The sequence below is a fragment of the Streptococcus sp. UBA3373 genome, assembly GCF_002360305.1.
GTDB lineage: Bacteria > Bacillota > Bacilli > Lactobacillales > Streptococcaceae > Streptococcus > Streptococcus alactolyticus.
Window position 1 is genome coordinate 26,240 of record NZ_DEQF01000055.1, and the last position, 19,705, is coordinate 45,944.

The 19,705-nt window shown below is 39.4% G+C and carries 13 protein-coding genes and 3 pseudogenes; 13 read left to right on the top strand and 3 right to left on the bottom strand.

Translation table 11 applies throughout. The features are described from left to right. The 6 genes and pseudogenes from B3R79_RS07350 to B3R79_RS07375 form a co-directional block, all read left to right on the top strand. Positions 1 to 659 (top strand): annotated as a pseudogene (locus tag B3R79_RS07350) (sensor histidine kinase); the annotation flags it as partial. A 242-nt stretch (positions 660 to 901) separates the two neighbouring features. Next, positions 902 to 1,186 carry a co-chaperone GroES gene (gene groES / locus B3R79_RS07355; protein WP_154454134.1) on the top strand — a complete coding sequence of 95 codons (285 nt, stop codon included), beginning with the start codon at positions 902 to 904 and terminating at the stop codon, positions 1,184 to 1,186. Positions 1,187 to 1,237: 51 nt separating this feature from the next. Continuing rightward, entirely contained in the window at positions 1,238 to 2,866 is a 1,629-nt protein-coding gene (gene groL / locus B3R79_RS07360) for a chaperonin GroEL (protein ID WP_168261080.1), read from the top strand. Positions 2,867 to 2,991: 125 nt separating this feature from the next. Then, a complete protein-coding gene (locus tag B3R79_RS07365; protein WP_168261081.1) occupies positions 2,992 to 3,870 on the top strand; it encodes an Rgg/GadR/MutR family transcriptional regulator in 879 nt (292 codons plus the stop codon). 865 nt (positions 3,871 to 4,735) lie between these two features. Beyond that, the gene (locus B3R79_RS07370) at positions 4,736 to 6,931 is read left to right on the top strand and encodes a PTS transporter subunit IIBC (RefSeq protein ID WP_168261082.1); all 2,196 of its coding nucleotides are present in this window, start codon (positions 4,736 to 4,738) and stop codon (positions 6,929 to 6,931) included. A 76-nt stretch (positions 6,932 to 7,007) separates the two neighbouring features. Further along, on the top strand, positions 7,008 to 7,823 hold the full coding sequence (locus B3R79_RS07375) for an endonuclease/exonuclease/phosphatase family protein (protein ID WP_168261083.1): 816 nt from the start codon (positions 7,008 to 7,010) through the stop codon (positions 7,821 to 7,823). A gap of 46 nt (positions 7,824 to 7,869) precedes the next feature. Here the strand turns inward: B3R79_RS07375 and B3R79_RS07380 are convergent, their stop codons facing one another. The 3 genes and pseudogenes from B3R79_RS07380 to B3R79_RS07390 all read right to left on the bottom strand — a co-directional run bounded on the left by B3R79_RS07380 (position 7,870) and on the right by B3R79_RS07390 (position 11,004). Continuing rightward, positions 7,870 to 8,907 (bottom strand): M42 family metallopeptidase, encoded by a 1,038-nt coding sequence (locus B3R79_RS07380; protein WP_204984709.1) that lies wholly within the window; start codon positions 8,905 to 8,907, stop codon positions 7,870 to 7,872. Positions 8,908 to 8,992: 85 nt separating this feature from the next. After that, positions 8,993 to 9,472, bottom strand: coding sequence for a class Ib ribonucleoside-diphosphate reductase assembly flavoprotein NrdI (gene nrdI, locus B3R79_RS07385; RefSeq protein WP_154454129.1), 480 nt, complete (start codon positions 9,470 to 9,472; stop codon positions 8,993 to 8,995). Positions 9,473 to 9,603: 131 nt separating this feature from the next. Then, positions 9,604 to 11,004 (bottom strand): annotated as a pseudogene (locus B3R79_RS07390) (glycoside hydrolase family 1 protein). 145 nt (positions 11,005 to 11,149) lie between these two features. On the opposite strand from B3R79_RS07390, the pseudogene celB reads away from it, so the two are divergent. The 7 genes and pseudogenes from celB (at position 11,150) to B3R79_RS07425 (ending at position 19,358) form a co-directional block, all read left to right on the top strand. After that, a pseudogene (gene celB, locus B3R79_RS07395) lies at positions 11,150 to 12,418 on the top strand (PTS cellobiose transporter subunit IIC). A gap of 91 nt (positions 12,419 to 12,509) precedes the next feature. Next, positions 12,510 to 13,460: a mannose-6-phosphate isomerase, class I gene (gene manA / locus B3R79_RS07400; protein ID WP_154454126.1), complete on the top strand. Its 951-nt coding sequence runs from the start codon at positions 12,510 to 12,512 to the stop codon at positions 13,458 to 13,460. Positions 13,461 to 13,680: 220 nt separating this feature from the next. Next, positions 13,681 to 14,394: a GntR family transcriptional regulator gene (locus B3R79_RS07405; protein WP_204984708.1), complete on the top strand. Its 714-nt coding sequence runs from the start codon at positions 13,681 to 13,683 to the stop codon at positions 14,392 to 14,394. 107 nt (positions 14,395 to 14,501) lie between these two features. Beyond that, a complete protein-coding gene (locus B3R79_RS07410) occupies positions 14,502 to 16,721 on the top strand; it encodes a RelA/SpoT family protein (protein ID WP_168261088.1) in 2,220 nt (739 codons plus the stop codon). An 80-nt stretch (positions 16,722 to 16,801) separates the two neighbouring features. Further along, complete coding sequence (dtd, locus tag B3R79_RS07415; protein ID WP_154454123.1) at positions 16,802 to 17,245, top strand: D-aminoacyl-tRNA deacylase; 444 nt, start codon at positions 16,802 to 16,804, stop codon at positions 17,243 to 17,245. 31 nt (positions 17,246 to 17,276) lie between these two features. Continuing rightward, positions 17,277 to 18,125, top strand: a complete 849-nt coding sequence (locus B3R79_RS07420; protein ID WP_293696068.1) for a helix-turn-helix domain-containing protein — start codon at positions 17,277 to 17,279, stop codon at positions 18,123 to 18,125. A gap of 99 nt (positions 18,126 to 18,224) precedes the next feature. Then, entirely contained in the window at positions 18,225 to 19,358 is a 1,134-nt protein-coding gene (locus tag B3R79_RS07425; protein ID WP_293696071.1) for an ABC transporter ATP-binding protein, read from the top strand. The last annotated feature ends 347 nt before the right edge of the window (positions 19,359 to 19,705 follow it).

The following is a 19,705-nucleotide window of genomic DNA, read 5'->3' on the forward strand; positions in this document are numbered from 1 at the left end:
ATGGTTTGAGTCGCTCTTTATTAGAAAAGATTAGTATTATTCCCAGTTCACCTGAACAAATTTTTTGCTTGTCTAATCTTTTTTTTGCAATACTTTTATTTGTCATATATGCTAGAAATCAGAAGTTAAAAAAAGAGACAGTAGTTCGTGATTGGTTTGCTATTTTAGAGGTTTTTTTACTTTTAGCTACATTTGTAGCATTACAGTTTTCCTATAATGGTTTGATTTTATTAGTTTTCATGGATATCTTTTTTTCGTATACAGATTTTTATACTTTTCGTGAGAAGAGATCATGGCTATTCTTTATTTTAGCAAACTTTGGCGCTCTTTTATTGTCAAATTACGATGTTCTATCATTATTAGTCCGTACTCCTGAATTAGATGTCTATATTGATGTTTTTCCTTCAAGTACACGTTTAGCCATTCTTTTTATAAAAAATTGCTTGGTTTCGTTAAATATTATTGTTTTTATCATTTCATTGGTAACTTATATTGTTTATTCTGTCACTGAAAATCATAAGATTGAAAAGGAGCTGTTAATGGCGTCACAGGCGAATACACGATTAAAAGAATATGTTGCAGTATCTGAAAAAATTACTGAGGATAGAGAACGTAGACGTATTGCGCGTGAAATTCACGATACTATCAAAAGTAGTTTATTTTTCCCCTTGACATAATATTGAAAAAGTTCCTAATGCTGATAATCTCCCAGCTAGGAACTTTTTCAATGCTCAAATAACTGCTTGACTTATTTTTTAGAAATTGAGTTTTTTTCTTGACTATTTCTGACTAAGTGCTAAAATAGTTCTTGTAATGAGTTAGCACTAAAGAGTGTAGAGTGCTAATTTGAGATTTAGGTTTCTATTTCTCAGGATAAATAAGAAATTTGGAGGCAAAAGGCATGTTAAAACCATTAGGAGATCGTGTTGTTTTAAAAGTCGAAGAAGAAAAAGAACAAACCGTTGGTGGTCTTGTCCTAGCTGGAGTAAGTAAAGAAAGAACACAAGTAGCGACTGTTGTGTCTGTCGGTGAAGGTAGCCGTACGTTGACTGGTGAATTGGTAGCACCAAGTGTTGCTGCCGGTGACAAGGTTCTTATTGAACATGGTTCTGGAATTGAAGTCAAAGATGGTGACGACAAAGTCATGATTGTTCGTGAAGCAGAAATTTTAGCGGTATTAGCTTAATAAAAACGTCAGTGGTACGTTAATCTATTAAAGTTAAAAGAGGGATATATTATGGTTAAAGATATTAAATTTTCATCAGATGCGCGTGAAAGTATGGTACGCGGGGTTGATATTTTAGCAGATACGGTGAAAGTAACCTTAGGTCCTAAAGGACGCAATGTGGTACTTGAAAAATCATTTGGTTCACCATTGATCACGAATGATGGTGTGACAATCGCCAAAGAAATCGAATTAGAAGACCATTTTGAAAATATGGGTGCTAAATTGGTATCAGAAGTTGCCTCTAAAACAAATGATATCGCTGGTGATGGTACAACAACTGCGACTGTTTTAACACAAGCTATCGTGCGTGAAGGTCTTAAAAACGTGACTGCAGGAGCAAATCCAATTGGTATTCGTCGCGGTATCGAATCTGCGGTTTCAGTAGCTGTCGATGCTTTGAAATCAATTGCACAACCAGTTGCTAACAAGGAAGCAATTGCCCAAGTTGCTGCCGTATCATCACGTTCTGAAAAAGTTGGTGAATACATCTCAGAAGCTATGGAAAAAGTTGGTAATGACGGTGTTATCACAATCGAAGAATCACGTGGTATGGAAACAGAACTTGACGTGGTTGAAGGGATGCAATTTGACCGTGGTTACTTGTCACAATATATGGTAACTGACAATGAAAAAATGGTTGCTGAACTTGACAACCCTTATATCTTGATTACCGATAAGAAAATCTCAAATATTCAAGACATCTTGCCATTGCTTGAAGAAGTCTTGAAAACAAGCCGTCCGCTTCTTATTATTGCCGATGATATCGATGGTGAAGCTCTTCCAACACTTGTTCTTAACAAAATCCGTGGTACCTTTAATGTCGTAGCGGTTAAAGCACCAGGCTTTGGTGATCGTCGTAAAGCCATGCTTGAAGATATTGCTATCTTGACAGGTGGTACAGTGATTACTGAAGATCTTGGTCTTGAGTTGAAAGACGCAAACATGACTGCTCTTGGACAAGCCGCTAGAGTAACCGTTGATAAAGACAGTACAGTTATAGTGGAAGGTGCTGGTGATAGCGCTGCTATTGCTGACCGTGTCAATGTAATTAAATCACAATTGGCTGCAACAACATCTGAATTTGACCGTGAAAAATTGCAAGAACGTCTTGCTAAATTAGCAGGTGGTGTTGCCGTAATTAAAGTCGGCGCTGCAACAGAAACAGAATTGAAAGAAATGAAATTGCGTATTGAAGATGCCCTTAACGCGACACGTGCTGCCGTTGAAGAAGGTATCGTTGCTGGTGGTGGTACAGCACTTGTTAATGTCATTTCAAAAGTTGCAGAACTTGAATTGGAAGGTGACGAAGCAACAGGACGTAACATCGTACTTCGTGCCTTGGAAGAACCTGTTCGTCAAATTGCAACAAACGCTGGTTACGAAGGTTCAGTTGTCATTGAACGTTTGAAAAATGAATCACTTGGTACAGGTTTCAACGCTGCTAACGGTGAATGGGTAGATATGGTTGAAGCTGGTATCATCGACCCAGTGAAAGTAACACGTTCAGCTCTTCAAAACGCTGCCTCTGTTGCTAGTTTGATTTTGACGACAGAAGCTGTCGTGGCTAACAAACCGGAACCTGCTGCTCCAGCACAACCTGCTCCAGGTATGGATCCATCAATGATGGGTGGCTTCTAATTATCCACTCTAGTCAGATTTTACTCGATAAAGAAGTTAAGAGGTTTTTCTTAGCTTCTTTTTTTTAGTTTTTCCCTTAAAATTTGATATAATAGGACAAATATGACACATGATAAGGTTTACAGATGGAGGTGAGGGTATTGGATGATAAAGAATTCCTGCAGATTGGGGAATTGTATCGGGAATTACGCTTAGCGCGTGGTTTGAAATTAAAAGACGTTGCTAACCAACAATTATCCCTTTCCCAACTCTCTAAATTTGAAAATGGGCAGACCATGATTGCGGCAGATAAGTTGTTGGTTGCGCTGTCTGGCATTCACATGAGTTTAGCAGAATTTGGCCACGCTCTTAACCATTACCAAGAGAGCCCCTTCTTTTCTAAAGGCAAGCAAATTGCAATGCTTCAATTGACAGGTGATGTTGATGGTTTAAAAGCTTTGATACATGATGTGGCAGATACCGATGTTTACACGCGTTTGAATGCCATCGATGTGGCGAGTGCTATTCAGTCGCTTGACCCAGTTTATGCGATTTCAGAAGCAGACAAGGCTTTTTTGACAGATTATCTCTATGGCATCGAGGAGTGGACAGAATACGAACTCTACTTGTTTGGCAATACCATGTCTATCTTGTCTAGTAAGGATTTGATTTTTCTGGGTAAAGCCTTTGCTGAGCGGGACAGCTTTTACCAAACCTTGCCTCAGCACAGAAAGACAGCTGAGTTGATCTTTTTAAATATCATGTTTGCCTTAATTGAGCGGCGTGAGTTGCATCACATTCCTTATTTTATGGAAAAATTGGAAGCTTTGCTGACTTATCAAGATATGTTTGCCTTGAGCGTCTTGACCTTTTTGCGACAAGTACTTGATTATCTCAATGGCTCTTTGGTAAGTGTGACACCTATCAAAGATTATATTGATATGGTTAAAAAAGTGGGCAATCCGACCTTGGCTGATTTGCTGACTGAGCGTCTTGTAGCCTTTGGATTGATAGAAAAAATCTGAGCCTTTGCACTCAGATTTTGATAATTATTTCTTTAAAATGGCCAAATACGAAAAGTAAGTAGCAAAAAAGCCAAAAGCAATCCTTTAAAACGCATCTCAAAAACCTCCTTTTCTTACCATTATAACCGAATAACCGAGAAATGACTAAAAACATCTGATTATCAGATGTGAGAATAAAAAATTTATTTTCATATTTGAAAATTCTGTAAATTTCACTTTTTTTATGGTATAGTATTCTTATAAGTATTTACTGATAGTACTTATGCAACAATTGTTTGATTTGGCGATGCTAAAAAACGATTGTTAGGGGGACTAGGTTTTCCTAGGGAGAGATGAAAGATCATTACTTGTAAAAGAGTTTGACGCTTGACTTGCTCAAACTAGCAGGTCATACCTAAGATAAATACCATGGTGGTGGTTCGGTGCATTATGGATCGATTTTTAAATTAATGCAGTAGCAGGTATGACAAGAGAAATGATTTGTAAGGTCTAAGGTTCTCGACTAGAGTGTTTCTAGTAGGCCTTATTATTATTTGACAGGCATCACTAGTTATCTAGTGGTGTTTTAATATATTTTTAATTAAGCAAATAAGGTCGAAATATCCTTGCTTTTTTGGTTGTCTTAAAAGAGGATAAGCGCAAAGTTGTAACTGTTTTCAAGTTCTAAAAAGCTTTTTTTAAAAAAATTCAGAAAACGCTTTACAAAATGAAAATACGTGCTATAATAAAATCATCAAAGCAACGCAAACGTTTGCGTAGCTTTAAGCGCAAATCAATCTCTTTTTAAATGGAAAAATAGATGGCATTATTTTTTTAAGTCAAAAAGTAATTGGTTTATTAGCAAAAAGGTTTAAGGAGTTATTACATGAAGAAAGCATTTCAAAAGTTAACCAGCTTTGAATTTTGGCAAAAGTTCGGTAAATGCTTGATGGTTGTTATTGCTGTTATGCCAGCAGCAGGGTTGATGGTTAGTATCGGAAACTCACTTTCTCTGATCAATGCCGACTCAGCTATCTTAGCAACTGTTGGTAACGTTATTGCCCAAATTGGTTGGGGAATTATTAATAACCTTCACATTCTCTTTGCATTAGCTATCGGGGGTAGCTGGGCTAAGGAGCGTGCAGGTGGTGCGTTCGCAGCTGGTATTGCATTTATTTTGATCAATCTTATCACAGGTCACGTTTATGGTGTTACCCTTGATATGATTGAAGATGGAACAAGTGTGGTTCACAACGTTCTTGGTTCACCAATGCTTGTTTCTGACTATTTCGTTAACATTCTTGGACAACCTGCTCTTAACATGGGTGTCTTTGTCGGAATCATCTCAGGTTTTGTAGGGGCAACAGCTTACAACAAATACTACAACTACCGTAAATTGCCAGATGTTTTGTCATTCTTTAACGGAAAACGTTTTGTTCCATTTGTCGTTATCTTCCGTGCAACAATCGTTGGTTTGATCATGGCTGTTGTTTGGCCCATCATCCAATCAGGTATCAATGGATTTGGTACATGGATTGCATCATCACAAGATTCTGCTCCATTCTTGGCGCCATTCTTGTATGGTACGTTAGAGCGTTTGCTTCTACCATTTGGTTTGCACCACATGATTACAATCCCAATGAACTACACTTCTCTTGGTGGTACTTACGTTATCCTTACAGGTGCTCAAAAAGGTGCAGAAGTATTTGGACAAGACCCACTTTGGTTAGCATGGGTAACTGACCTTATCAACCTTAAAGGTTCTAATGTAACAGAATACCAAAACCTTCTTGCAACAGTTGTTCCAGCTCGTTTCAAAGTTGGACAAATGATTGGTGCAACTGGTACTTTGATGGGGGTTGCTTATGCAATGTACCGTAATGTTGACCCAGACAAGAAGAAAAAATACTCTGCTATGTTTATCTCAACAGCAGCAGCAACTTTCCTAACAGGTGTAACTGAGCCAATCGAGTACATGTTCATGTTCGTTGCGATGCCACTTTACGTTGTGTATGCAGTGGTACAAGGTTTGACATTTGCATTGGCTGACTTGGTAAACCTACGTCTTCACTCATTCGGTAATATCGAATTGCTAACACGTACACCGATGGCTATTAAAGCAGGACTTGGTGGCGACTTATTCAACTTTGTTATTTGCTCAATCTTGTCAGGTGTGTTGATGTACTTCATCGCAGACTTCATGATTAAGAAATTTAACTACGCAACTCCAGGTCGTAACGGTAACTACGACGATATGGATTCTGAAGATGCAGCAGCATCAGGTGATTCATCAAACGGTGGCACTATCGGTCACGCAGATACTCAAGTTATCCAAATCATCAACCTTCTTGGTGGACGTGAAAACATTGAAGATGTAGATGCTTGTATGACGCGTCTTCGTGTAACTGTTAAAGATATTGCTAAAGTCGGTGACGAAGAAACTTGGAAAAAAGCTGGTGCGATGGGCTTGATTATCAAAGGTAATGGTGTTCAAGCGGTTTACGGACCAAAAGCTGATATCTTGAAATCTGATATCCAAGACTTCCTAGACTCAGGTGCTGAAGTTCCAAAAATTGATTTTTCAGAAGTAGAAGGTCACGACGTTACTCAAGTATCTTATAAAGGTGCTGTTGAAATGGTTGAATCTGTCGTTGATGGTGAAGTACGACCAATCACAGACGTTAAAGACCCTGTCTTTGCAGGTAAAATGATGGGTGATGGTTTTATCGTGGAACCTGAAAATGGTAACATCTTCTCTCCTGTATCAGGTATCGTGACAAGTGTCTTCCCAACAAAACACGCCTTTGGTTTGTTGACAGATAACGGACTTGAAGTGCTTGTTCACATTGGTTTGGATACAGTAGCCCTTAACGGTGTGCCATTCTCTGTTAAAGTGGCTGAAGGTCAACGTGTGAAAGCTGGCGATCTTCTTGTAGTAGCAGACCTAGCAGCTATCGAATCTGCAGGACGTGAAACAACTGTTATCGTTGCCTTTACAAATACTGCTGAAATCAAATCAGTAACCTTGACAAAAGTTGGTAAACAAAAAGCCAACACAGTGGTTGCTAAAGTAGAATTATAAGATTAGAATATCTAATAAGCAAAGAGAGTCTAAGATAAGAATCGAGGACTCTCCTTTGATTTTTGGGGAGAAAGACATGGCTAAATTTTTAACGCTTAATACGCATTCTTGGTTAGAGGCAAATTCATTAAAGAAATTATTCGATTTGGCGGAGCACATTTACATTGAAGATTATGATGTGATTTGTTTGCAAGAAATCAATCAAGATATTCGTGGTTTATTAACCAAAGAGATTGAAGGGTATGAGGAATTACCAGGTAGTCCAGAACTCCATCGTGACAATTATGCCCTACAATTAGTCAATTATCTTAAGAGCCAAGGCAGACATTATTACTGGTCTTGGGCTTATAATCATATCGGTTATGACAAATACAATGAGGGTGTTGTTATCTTGTCAAAAGAGCCACTGAAAGTCAAAGATGTTTTAGTGTCTGATGTGGACGATGAAACGGATTATCACACACGACGTGTCCTTGTTGGTGAAACCAAAGCCGATGGAAAGCCTATTACAGTTGTTAGTTTGCATATGTCTTGGTTTGGCAAAGGCTTCGAAGAAGAATGGAACAAGCTGGAAACCGCTTTGAGTGATTATCCAAAACCAATGGTGCTCATGGGAGATTTTAATAACCCGACAGATACTGCTGGTTATGACATGGTTTTAAAGAGCCCGCTTGAGTTGCAAGATAGCCACAAGGTAGCAAAAGTCATTCAAGGTGATCACACCATCATCGAAGATATCGACGGTTGGGAAGGGAATAAGCAGTCTCTAAAAGTTGATCACGTCTTTACAAGTAAAGATATTGATGTCTTGTCGTCTGTGGTTGTATTTGACGGCGGTGCTTCACCAATTGTGAGCGACCACTTTGGTATTGCGGTTGATATTGAGTTTTAATGAGCAAAAATAAAAGGAAGATGTTGCCATCTTCCTTTTTACTATGTTAATCAATAATTGGGCTTTTTAGGTAAGCATCAACGAGGCGTTCGGTTGCTTGAACAGAATCGATGTGCGTACGTTCGTATGAGTGGCTTGATTCGATACCTGCACCAAATAGAGCGTGTTTGACCTCAGCGCCTGCGCGAAGAGCTGCTGAAGCGTCACTGCCGTAGTATGGGTAAATATCCAATTTATAAGGAATTTTATTTTCTTCAGCCAAATGGACCAAGTGTTGACGCAATTCGTAATGGTAAGGTCCTGAAGCATCTTTGACACAGATTGATACACTGTATTCGTCTGTTTGTTGATCATCTCCCATGGCTCCCATGTCAACGGCAAGGTATTCAACAGTTTCAGCTGGGATACTTGAGTTGGCACCGTGTCCTAATTCTTCAAATGCTGAGAAATAGAAGTGGGTTGTGTATGGTAAGGCGATATTTTCTTCCTTGTAGGTTTTAAGCAGTTTGATGAGAATGGCTGCTGAAACTTTATCATCTAAGTGACGTGATTTGATGAAACCTGATTCTGTGACAACCACACGAGGGTCAAATGAGATGAAATCACCGACTTCAATGCCCAAAGCGCGTGTTTCTGCTTCAGAAGTGACTTTCTCATCCAAACGGATTTCCATATTGGCTTGGTTGCGTTCGGCTGTACCAGCATCTTTGTAAACGTGGACAGATGTTTGGTGCATGAGAATGGTTCCGCTGATTTGTTTGCCGTTTTTAGCCACATGGACGATACAGTTTTCCCCTTCGATCGCATTGTAAACAAAGCCACCGATAAGATCCATTTTTAGGCGACCGTCTGGTTTGATGGCACGAACCATGGCACCAAGTGTATCAAGGTGAGCGGTCACGATGCGGTGTTTGTTATCGTCTTTTCCTGTCATGCTAACCATGACACCCCCTTTATTGGTACGAGTTGGAACGTAACCAAAACTTTCCAATTCAGCAATGAGGTAATTCATGATGTGGCTAGTGTAGCCAGTAGGTGATGGAATATTCGTGAGTTTTGTAATGTAATCAACTGTTGTTTGCATAATGATCTCCAATAATATCTAATCAGCTTATAAAATAAGCTCATTACCATTATACCATGACTTTTCCGTTTGGTAGAAGATTTGGCTAATGGGCTTGGCTGACTTGGGCTAATCGCTTCATGGTAATTTTGGCAAGACGTTCCACATCTGCACCGGTCCCACGTAATTCAAAATCACCTAACATTGGGAAACCAAAACGTTTGGCGTATTGTTTGGCTGTCAGGCAATACTGCTCGTTGAAATTGCGGTTTCCAGAGCCAATAATACCAATGCAGTGCTTATCATTGCCGTGTGCAGCGATGAAATCCCCCAAAGGATTGGTTAAAATTTCCACATCGCCTGTATCAATGCCGTTTCCTCCCTCTAAATAAGTTGGCAAAATGGCGACAAAAGGTTCTGTAATAGGGAAAGTATCATGATTAAGGTCTTTAACATTGATTTCTTCTGTCTGTAAGTCATACTGACTCAGCAAATGCTCCCTAAAACGCTTGGCAAAGCTCTTGGTATTGCCACTTAAACTAATATAAACAACATATAAGAGTGATTGTCTCTTTTGATCTAACATCGCAATGTACCTTTCAATAGTCTACCTAAAAATGTAACATAAAGGACTGAGATAGACAAGGAAGAGGGGAACTATAGATTTTAAAATACCCCTAAAGGATCAGATGCGCTGTAAACCTTTAGGGATATTGACTACTCATTAAATCCGTTGTCAACAGTAACTTGTTTGAACCACTCACCAGATTTTTTAATTGTTTTGACTTGTGTATGAATATTATTTGATATAAATCCATAGCGATTACGATAAGCATTCACCCAAGACCAACAATCAATTGGTGTCCAAAGGTGATATCCAAAACAATTTGAACCTTCCTTGATTCCTCGGTGAAGACAAGCAAGATGTTCTTTGATAAAGTCAATACGATAGTCATCCTGAATTTGCCCATTTTCGTCCATGAAACGTCCCTCATGAGAAACCCCCATCCCATTTTCAGAAACAAACCAAGGAATGTTCTTATAATTATCTCGAATATTGATAGCGATGTCGTAAATAGCTTCTGGATAAATTTCCCATCCTTTATCAATATTCATACGACGACCAGGCATGTTGTATTCATCGTAGTAACGGTTTGGTAACCAATCGCCTACAGAATTCGGCGCAATATCAGGTGCTTTTACACGATTGGGGTGATAAAAATTAACTCCTAAAAAGTCCATAGTATTTGTTTTAAGGATGTCAGAATCTCCAAGTTCTGTTTGCCAAATAACCCCATCATTTGTTAGAATCTCTTCGAGTTCTTTTGGAAATTCTCCATTGATAGCAGGTTCAAGGAACATTTTGTTGTTCCAAAGTTCAGCAAAGTGTGCTGCGGCTAAATCTTCTTTGGAATTAGAGGCAGAGTAAGTAGGTGTTAAATTTAAAATTGTACCAATTCGTCCACCGTCTTTATCTAAACCAAGCTCTTTAAATTTAGCGATAGCTTTTGCAGAAGCAATATTTAAGTTATATGCAACTTGAACTGCTTTTTTACCATCAACTAATTTAGGGTAATGAAATTGATAAAGGTATTCTCCGTCAACAACAACCATTGGTTCATTGTGTGTTGTCCAATCTTTAACGCGATTGCCAAAAGCCTTAAACGCTTGTTCTGCAAAGCCAACATAAAGATCTACGACATGGCGTGCTTCCCACCCTCCATATCTGTGATAAAGCTCAACAGGTAGATCGAAGTGATGCAAATTCATAATGGGACGAATGCCATTTTCGATGAAGCAGTCGATGACATTATTATAGAATTCTAGTGCCTCTTGATTAACGGTATTTGTTTCAAGGTCATCGATTAGACGGGTCCATTGAATAGAGGTACGAACACTATTAAGCCCAACTTTTTTCATTAAAGCAATATCTTCTTTTTAGCTATTATAAAAGTTTGAGGCTGTATCAGGTCCTACATGGTTATAAAATACCTCAGGTTCAATTTCATACCAATAGTCAAACATATTAGCGTGTTTTTTATTGAAACGTCCTTCGCTTTGAGGTCCTGATGTAGCAGCACCCCACCAAAAATGATTTGGAAATGTGTAAGTTACCATAAGCTTCACCTCATTTTATTTTCAATAAAATTATATACTTTTCAAATACAAAAAACAATATTTATATTTAAAAATACTATACTTTTAATCAGGAATATTTTATACTTACACTGTAAAGATAAAATTAGAAGAAAGAGGCGTAGTTATGAACAAATTTCTGGATAGTATTAGCGACAAGCTCTTACCTGTAGCAAACAAATTAGCATCAAATCGATATCTATCAATTTTAAGAGATGCTTTTATGTTGGCGTTTCCTTTAACCATGTTTGGCTCGATTGTTGTGGTTATTTGTAATCTTCCTTTTTTAAATGACGAAATAAAAGCGCTTTTGAACGAACTGTTAGGTAGTGGTCAAAGTGCAACCATGTCTATTATGACCGTCTTTGTTACTTTTGGTATTGGTTATTATTTATCAAAATCTTATGGTGTGGAAGGTATTTTTTGGGGTGCTATTTCATTTGCAAGTTTCCTTATATTGACACCATTTTTTGTCACAAGCGATAGTGGTGAAACAATTTCGAATGTTTTAAGTCTTGATCGACTTGGTGCTAAAGGGATGTTTCTTGGAATGATTGTATCTTTTATAGCAGCTGAGATTTATAGTAGAACTAGCTGAAAAGGTTGGCAAATAAAAATGCCTGATAGCGTTCCACCTGCAGTTGCTAAATCATTTGCCGCATTGATTCCAGCTATATTAACTTTATCTATTTTTACCGCTATCAATGCTATTGTGACAGTTGGTTTAAATACCAATCTTCATGATGTTATTTATAATATTATTCAAGTTCCGTTAGTTGGTTTGGGAAGTAGTATTTGGGCAACGTTGCTTGCTATCTTCTTTATTCAATTCTTATGGTTTTTCGGACTTCATGGACAAATTCTTGTAAATTCGGTAATGGATCCCGTTTGGAATACTCTAATATTCGAAAACTTGGAAGCCTACAAAGCAGGTGAGCATCTTCCTCATATTATTACAAAACCTCTCATGGAGGTATTTACAGTTGGTTTAGGTGGCTCAGGTATGACTTTGGCAGTTGTCATTATTATGGCATTCTTCTTGCGAAAGAAACAATATCGTGATGTTGGTCGTTTAGCGTTAGGTGCAGGAATATTCAATGTTAACGAGCCTGTTATCTTTGGTTTACCAATTGTACTAAATGCAACGATTCTTATTCCTTGGGTCATTGCTCCAATCATTGTTACAGCATTTAATTATTTTGTTATGGCCATTGGGATCGTGCCTGCTCCAACAGGTGTGTCTGTACCTTGGACTGTCCCAATATTCTTTAGTGGTATAATTGCAACCAATTCGCTAGCAGGAGGACTTCTCCAAATTGTCGATTTTATACTTGTAGGATTTATTTGGTATCCATTCTTAAGAATGCTAGACAAACAAGAGGATTCTGCGTTATAATAAAGGTATTATTGGAATATTGGTCTATACATTAGGAGCTTATTAAAATAAAACGTACAGTAAGGAATGGACTTGGAGGAGGCAGGCATTTATGTCAGAACCGTTATTTTTAAAATCGCAAATGCATGATAAAATTTGGGGAGGCACGAAGCTTCGTGAGGCCTTTGGTTATGATATTCCAACTGAAACAACGGGTGAGTATTGGGCAATCTCAGCTCACCCAAATGGGGTTTCGGTTATCAAAAATGGCATTTACGAAGGCGAAGGCTTAGATCAATTGTATCGCGAGCACAAAGAGCTTTTTGGCCACCCAAAATCAGAAGTTTTTCCTTTGTTAATCAAGATTTTGGATGCTAATGACTGGCTTAGTGTTCAGGTTCACCCTGATGACGCTTTTGCTTTAGCTCACGAAGGCGAACTTGGTAAAACAGAATGCTGGTATATCATTGCAGCAGATGAAGGAGCTGAGATTATATACGGTCATAATGCCAAGTCAAAAGAAGAGTTACGCCAATGGATTGAAGAAGGTCGCTGGGATGATTTGTTAACAAAAATCCCTGTTAAGGCTGGTGATTTCTTCTATGTTCCAAGTGGGACGATGCACGCGATTGGTAAGGGAATCTTGATTTTAGAAACACAACAATCCAGTGATACAACTTATCGTGTTTACGATTTTAATCGTCGTGACGCCCAAGGCAATTTAAGAAAGCTTCACATTGATAAGTCAATTGATGTGTTAACTATTGGGAAACCAGCAAACAGCACGCCAGCAACGATGGCAGTTGACCATTTGGAATCAACCTTGTTGGTATCAAACAAATTCTTTTCTGTTTACCGTTGGGAAGTTACAGGCTTGGTCGATTTCACGCAAACTGTTCCTTATTTGTTGCTTAGTGTCTTGTCTGGTCAGGGACAATTGACTGTTGATGGTCGTGTCTATGATCTGAAAAAAGGTGATCACTTTATCTTGCCAAATGACGTGAAAGAATGGTCATTTGATGGGCAATTAGAGATGATTGTGAGCCATCCTAACGAAGACTAATACGCATCTTTGGTTTGTTCTACTTTTTATAATAAAACAGGAAATCCGTATGGATTTCTTTTCTGTTATCTTGTCAACAACCTGTGACAAGATGTTTTACTTGTGTCAACGAGAAAAAGTTAGTTATATTAGCGTCTAACATCTGATGGGTTGACAAGTTTGTCAAGTTAAGTTGGCAAACTTGTCAACGACGTGTCAAGGCTTGAAAGAAGGGAAAATTATGGAAAAATACAATCTTATTGCAAACGATGTCCGAAAGAAAATTTTAGAAGGGTTTTATAAGCCAAATGAGCAGTTGCCTTTTGAACGTGATTTTTGTGAGTACTACAATGTGAGTAAAATGACGGTTAAAAAAGCTCTGGATATTTTGGTGGCGGAAGGTTTGATTTACAAACGTCGTGGGGCTGGGACTTTTGTCATGGATTTACCAGTTGAAAAGATGGAAAAAATGCTGATGGATATTCAGATGATGGGGACGACAGCTTTTTATCCTGATAAAATGATTACTAGTCGAGTTTTGGATTTTTCAGTGGTGAAAGCAACACCTGAAATTGCTGATAAATTGAAAATCAAAGAAACCAGCTTTGTTTACAAAATCAATCGCGTGCGTTTTGTGAATGATAAGCCTACTGTCATCGAAGAAACTTATATGCCTATCGATTTGATTACAGGATTGCGCTTAGAGCAAGTTGAGCATTCGATTTATGATTACATTGAGAATGATTTAGGTTTGAAAATCCAATCAGGTCACCGTACGATTACGGTTCGCCGTGCAACAGATACGGAAGCACATTATTTGGATTTGGAAAGCGGCGATCCTGTGGCAGTTGCGGTTCAAACAGGTTATTTAAATACAGGTGTGGCTTTTGAATATTCTATCAGTAAACACCGCTACGACGAATTTTCTGTTGATATTGTTTTGACCCATAATTAATGCTAGAGATGCCGTGATTTTTACGGCAGATGAGTTGGTATTTTAGGGTATTTAATGTTAAAATAATAGACAATATCAACAATCTGTATGCGTAAGAAGAGGTCATTATGGCAAAAAATGTAAATTTAACAGGAGAAGAAGTCGTTGAGCTGACAGCTCAGTACATGAGCGAATCTGATGTTCAAATGGTCCAAAAGGCGTTGGATTATGCTACTAAAGCTCATTTTTACCAAGTCAGACAATCTGGTGAGCCTTATATCATTCACCCGATCCAAGTAGCGGGCATTTTAGCGGAACTTCATTTAGATGCGGTAACAGTGGCTTGTGGTTTCTTGCACGATGTGGTAGAAGATACCGAGTTGACTTTGGAAGACATTGAAAAAGAATTTGGACGCGATGTGCGTGATATCGTGGATGGAGTGACCAAGCTTGGTAAGGTTGAATACAAATCACACGAAGAACAATTGGCAGAGAACCATCGTAAAATGCTGATGGCGATGTCAAAAGATATTCGCGTTATCTTGGTCAAATTGGCAGACAGGCTACACAATATGCGTACGTTGAAACACTTACGTAAGGATAAGCAGGAACGTATTTCGCGTGAAACCATGGAAATTTACGCACCTTTGGCACACCGTTTAGGGATTAGCCGTATCAAGTGGGAATTGGAAGATTTGTCTTTTCGTTACCTTAATGAAGTCGAGTTTTACAAGATTTCTCACATGATGAAGGAAAAACGTCGTGAAAGAGAAGCCTTGGTTGACGAGATTGTCAAGAAAATCAAGGACTACACGCAAGAACAAGGGCTTTACGGCGATGTTTATGGACGTCCAAAACACATTTACTCAATTTACCGCAAGATGCGTGACAAAAAGAAACGCTTTGATCAGATTTATGATCTGATTGCCATTCGTTGCATTATGGAAACACCAAGCGATGTTTATGCCATGGTGGGTTACATTCACGAATTGTGGCGCCCAATGCCAGGACGTTTCAAAGACTACATTGCGGCTCCAAAGGCAAATGGTTATCAATCAATCCATACCACTGTTTATGGTCCAAAAGGTCCCATTGAAATCCAAATTAGAACCAAGGAAATGCACCAAGTCGCCGAATATGGTGTAGCTGCTCACTGGGCTTATAAAAAAGGAATCAAAGGCAAGGTTGACAAGCAAGAACAAGCGGTCGGCATGAGCTGGATTAAAGAGCTTGTGGAATTGCAAGACGCTTCAAACGGTGATGCCATTGACTTTGTGGATTCTGTTAAGGAAGATATTTTCTCAGAGCGCATTTACGTCTTTACACCGACAGGTGCCGTGCAAGAATTGCCAAAAGATTCTGGTCCGATTGATTTTGCCTACGCTATCCACACACAAGTAGGTGAAAAGGCAGTTGGTGCCAAGGTTAATGGACGCATGGTTCCCTTGACGGCTAAATTAAAAACAGGTGATGTCGTTGAAATTGTCACCAATCAAAATTCATTTGGGCCTAGCCGTGACTGGATTAAGATTGTTAAGACCAACAAAGCTCGCAATCGTATTCGTCAATTTTTGAAAAACCAAGACAAGGAACTCTCGGCCAATAAAGGTCGTGAGTTGTTGGTGGATTATTTTCAAGACCATGGTTACGTTGCTAATAAATATCTAGATAAAAAGCATATCGAAGCGATTTTGCCACGTTTTAGTGTGCGCAGTGAGGAAGCCTTGTATGCAGCTGTTGGATTTGGCGAAATCAGCGCCGTTGCTGTCTTTAATCGCCTGACTGAAAAAGAACGTCGTGAGGAAGAGCGTGCGAGAGCCAAAGCCGAAGCCGAAGAATTGATGAAAGGCGGCGAAGTCAAGACTGAAAACCGCGATGTTTTGAAGGTTCGCAGTGAAAATGGCGTGATTATTCAAGGGGCGTCAGGTTTGCTGATGCGTATCGCAAAATGTTGTAATCCTGTACCAGGTGATCCTATCGAAGGCTATATTACAAAAGGTCGCGGGGTTGCCATTCACCGTGCTGATTGCCATAATATCAAGAGCCAAGAGGGCTATGAAGAACGTTTAATTGAAGTGGAGTGGGACGATGCTAATTCAAGCAATGACTACTTGGCGGAAATTGATATTTACGGCTTGAACCGTTCAGGATTGCTCAATGACGTGCTACAAGTCGTGTCAAATGCGACAAAAAACGTATCAACCGTCAATGCCCAACCAACTAAGGATATGAAGTTTGCTAATATCCATATTAGCTTTGCTATTCCTAATCTAACAGCTCTGACAAGCGTGGTTGATAAAATCAAAATCATTCCCGATGTTTATTCTGTTAAGCGAACAAATGGGTGATGTTTTCTGTTAAATAAAGCACAGACTCCCAGTAGTTTTGTTCACTATTGGGGGTCTTTCGTCTAAGAAAGGTAATTAAAATGAAAATTGTGATGCAACGTGTCAAGCGTGCAGCCGTAAGCATCGATGAGGCTACTGTTGGTGCGATAGACCAAGGACTTCTATTATTGGTTGGCGTGGGACCAGATGACCAGCAGGAAGATTTGGATTATGCGGTGCGTAAAATCGTCAATATGCGTATTTTTTCAGATGATAATGGTAAGATGAACTTGTCAGTCCAAGATATCAAGGGCAAGATTTTGTCTGTTTCTCAGTTTACGCTGTTTGCAGAAACCAAAAAAGGCAATCGCCCAGCTTTTTCAGGTGCTGCAGAGCCTGAGATGGCAGAGAAGTATTATCAAGCGTTTAATGCTGCCCTATCCCAATTTGTCCCAGTTGAAACAGGGCAATTTGGTGCTGATATGCAGGTAAGTCTAGTCAATGACGGCCCTGTGACTATCCTACTAGACACTAAATCGCGCTAGTAATGTCTGTATTTAAAATGATTGGAGAGATATGTCAATAGAGAAATGGTTCCCTGAAGCTCGTCGTGACAAAGAGGACACGTCTGGTGAGGAGTGGATTGTTTTAGAGGAAAATGGTCAAAAGTGGTACCTTCCCATTGCCCAACTCAGTGAGCGTGAAAAAGCCTTGCTGCAGTTTAAGCAGGTGGCCATTTCAGATAATAGTCACACCAACCATCCTTGGTATCGGTATTTGGTGCAAAAAAAGGGCAATCCTCCAACAACCTACAAACGACTACAGATGATTTACATCGAGCATCCTTATGCCCTTCCCAAAGAGTTGTTCACGTTTTTTAAGACGCTATTGCCTAATCTCATTACGGTGGTGACCTTGTCGGAAAATCGTAGCCTGCTCTTGCTCAATCAAGAACAGCCAATGGTGGTTGAGGATGTCATTCAAGATGTGTTGCCGACTTTGGAGAGTGATTTTGGAACCAAGCTGACCGTTTTCTTTGGCAATTGCTGGAATTGTGTGAAAAAGGAAGATGCTCAGATTTATTTTGAGGAGGAGATGCGGCTTTTTTCAAGTGTCAAATTGTATGGTGGCAATGAGAGAACCAGTACTTTTTCAGAATTGCTCCTCTTAAACCTTGCGCATGCTTCAGATGTTCCTACGATTAAACGCACGCTGTTGGAGTGTATTGACAGTAGCAAAGATATGCGTGATGTCATCATGATGTTGTGGCAAGAGCAGGGGAATTTAGCTAAAACAGCTCAACACCTGTACATTCACCGCAACTCCCTTCAGTATAAGTTGGAAAAATTTCGCTTAGCTTCTGGTTTGAATGTGAAAAACTTAAATGATTTGACCTTGTCTTATTTGTTGGTCAAGATGTCTTAATTTTGGTCATCTTGCACAAAAAAACTTGGGCATTTTGTCTCTATTTTGTAAACGCTGCCTTTGCTATAATAAAAGCACATCGTTCAAAGGAGTAACAAAATGGTCGAATTAAATCTTAACCACATTTACAAAAAATACCCAAATGCAAGCCACTATGCTGTTGAGGACTTCAACCTTGACATTAAAGATAAAGAATTTATCGTCTTCGTAGGACCTTCAGGTTGCGGGAAGTCAACAACGCTTCGTATGGTTGCAGGTCTTGAGGACATCACAGAAGGTGAACTTAAAATTGACGGCGAAGTGGTCAATGACAAAGCACCAAAAGATCGTGATATTGCCATGGTTTTCCAAAACTACGCCCTTTACCCACACATGAGCGTTTATGATAACATGGCCTTTGGTCTGAAATTAAGAAAATACAAAAAAGACGATATTGACAAACGTGTTCGTGAAGCTGCTCAAATCCTTGGTTTGACCGAGTTTCTTCAACGTAAACCAGCTGACTTGTCAGGTGGCCAACGCCAACGTGTTGCCATGGGACGTGCAATTGTCCGTGACGCCAAAGTATTCTTGATGGATGAGCCTTTGTCAAACTTGGATGCGAAATTGCGTGTGTCAATGCGTGCTGAAATCGCTAAAATTCACCGCCGTATCGGGGCAACAACTATCTACGTTACCCACGACCAAACCGAAGCCATGACACTGGCTGACCGCATCGTTATCATGAGTTCAACGAAAAACCCTGACGGTTCAGGAACTATTGGACGCGTGGAACAAATCGGAACCCCACAAGAACTCTACAACCGTCCAGCTAATAAATTTGTCGCTGGCTTTATCGGAAGCCCAGCCATGAACTTCTTTGAAGCAACTGTTGACGGTGATACGCTAGTGAGCGATGGTGGCTTCACTGTGAAATTGCCAGAAGGCCAAAAGAAATTGCTTGAAACCAAAGGATACAATGGCAAACGCGTTATCTTTGGTATTCGTCCAGAAGACGTATCAAATAACCCATTGGCACGTGAAACTTACCCTGGCGCAACGCTTTCAGCTGAAGTGACCGTATCAGAGTTGCTTGGTTCAGAAACCATGCTTTACGTTCGTTCAGGTGGTGTTGAATTGGTAGCACGTACCGATGCGCGTGATGTTTACCAACCAGGTTCAAAAGTGGAATTGACATTGAATGTTGCTAAAGGTCACTTCTTTGACCCAGAAACGGAGGCAGCTATTCGCTAATTTAACGCTATCCAAAACAGAACTCTTCTAGAATACAACCCAAAAAGCCTTACGTCTAACGACGGAGGGCTTTTTTGGGTTTTCATCATAAAATAAAGTTACTTACCAAATGAAATGAACTAGCACCACGAGTAAAAGGTATCCTAGCAGCCTTTATCACTGTCAATGTTTATAAATTCTGTGTGCTTCGTGACATCACCATCAAGATACCAAAAGAAGTACCTGGTACTATTTCTCAAACATTAAAAAAGTTGTTGTGGTTGAAACAGCTTATGCCAATACTCTTGACAATCTTGACCAAAAGACAAATGCTGTCACAGCAACAGAAGAAGCAGCAGCTGGTTACA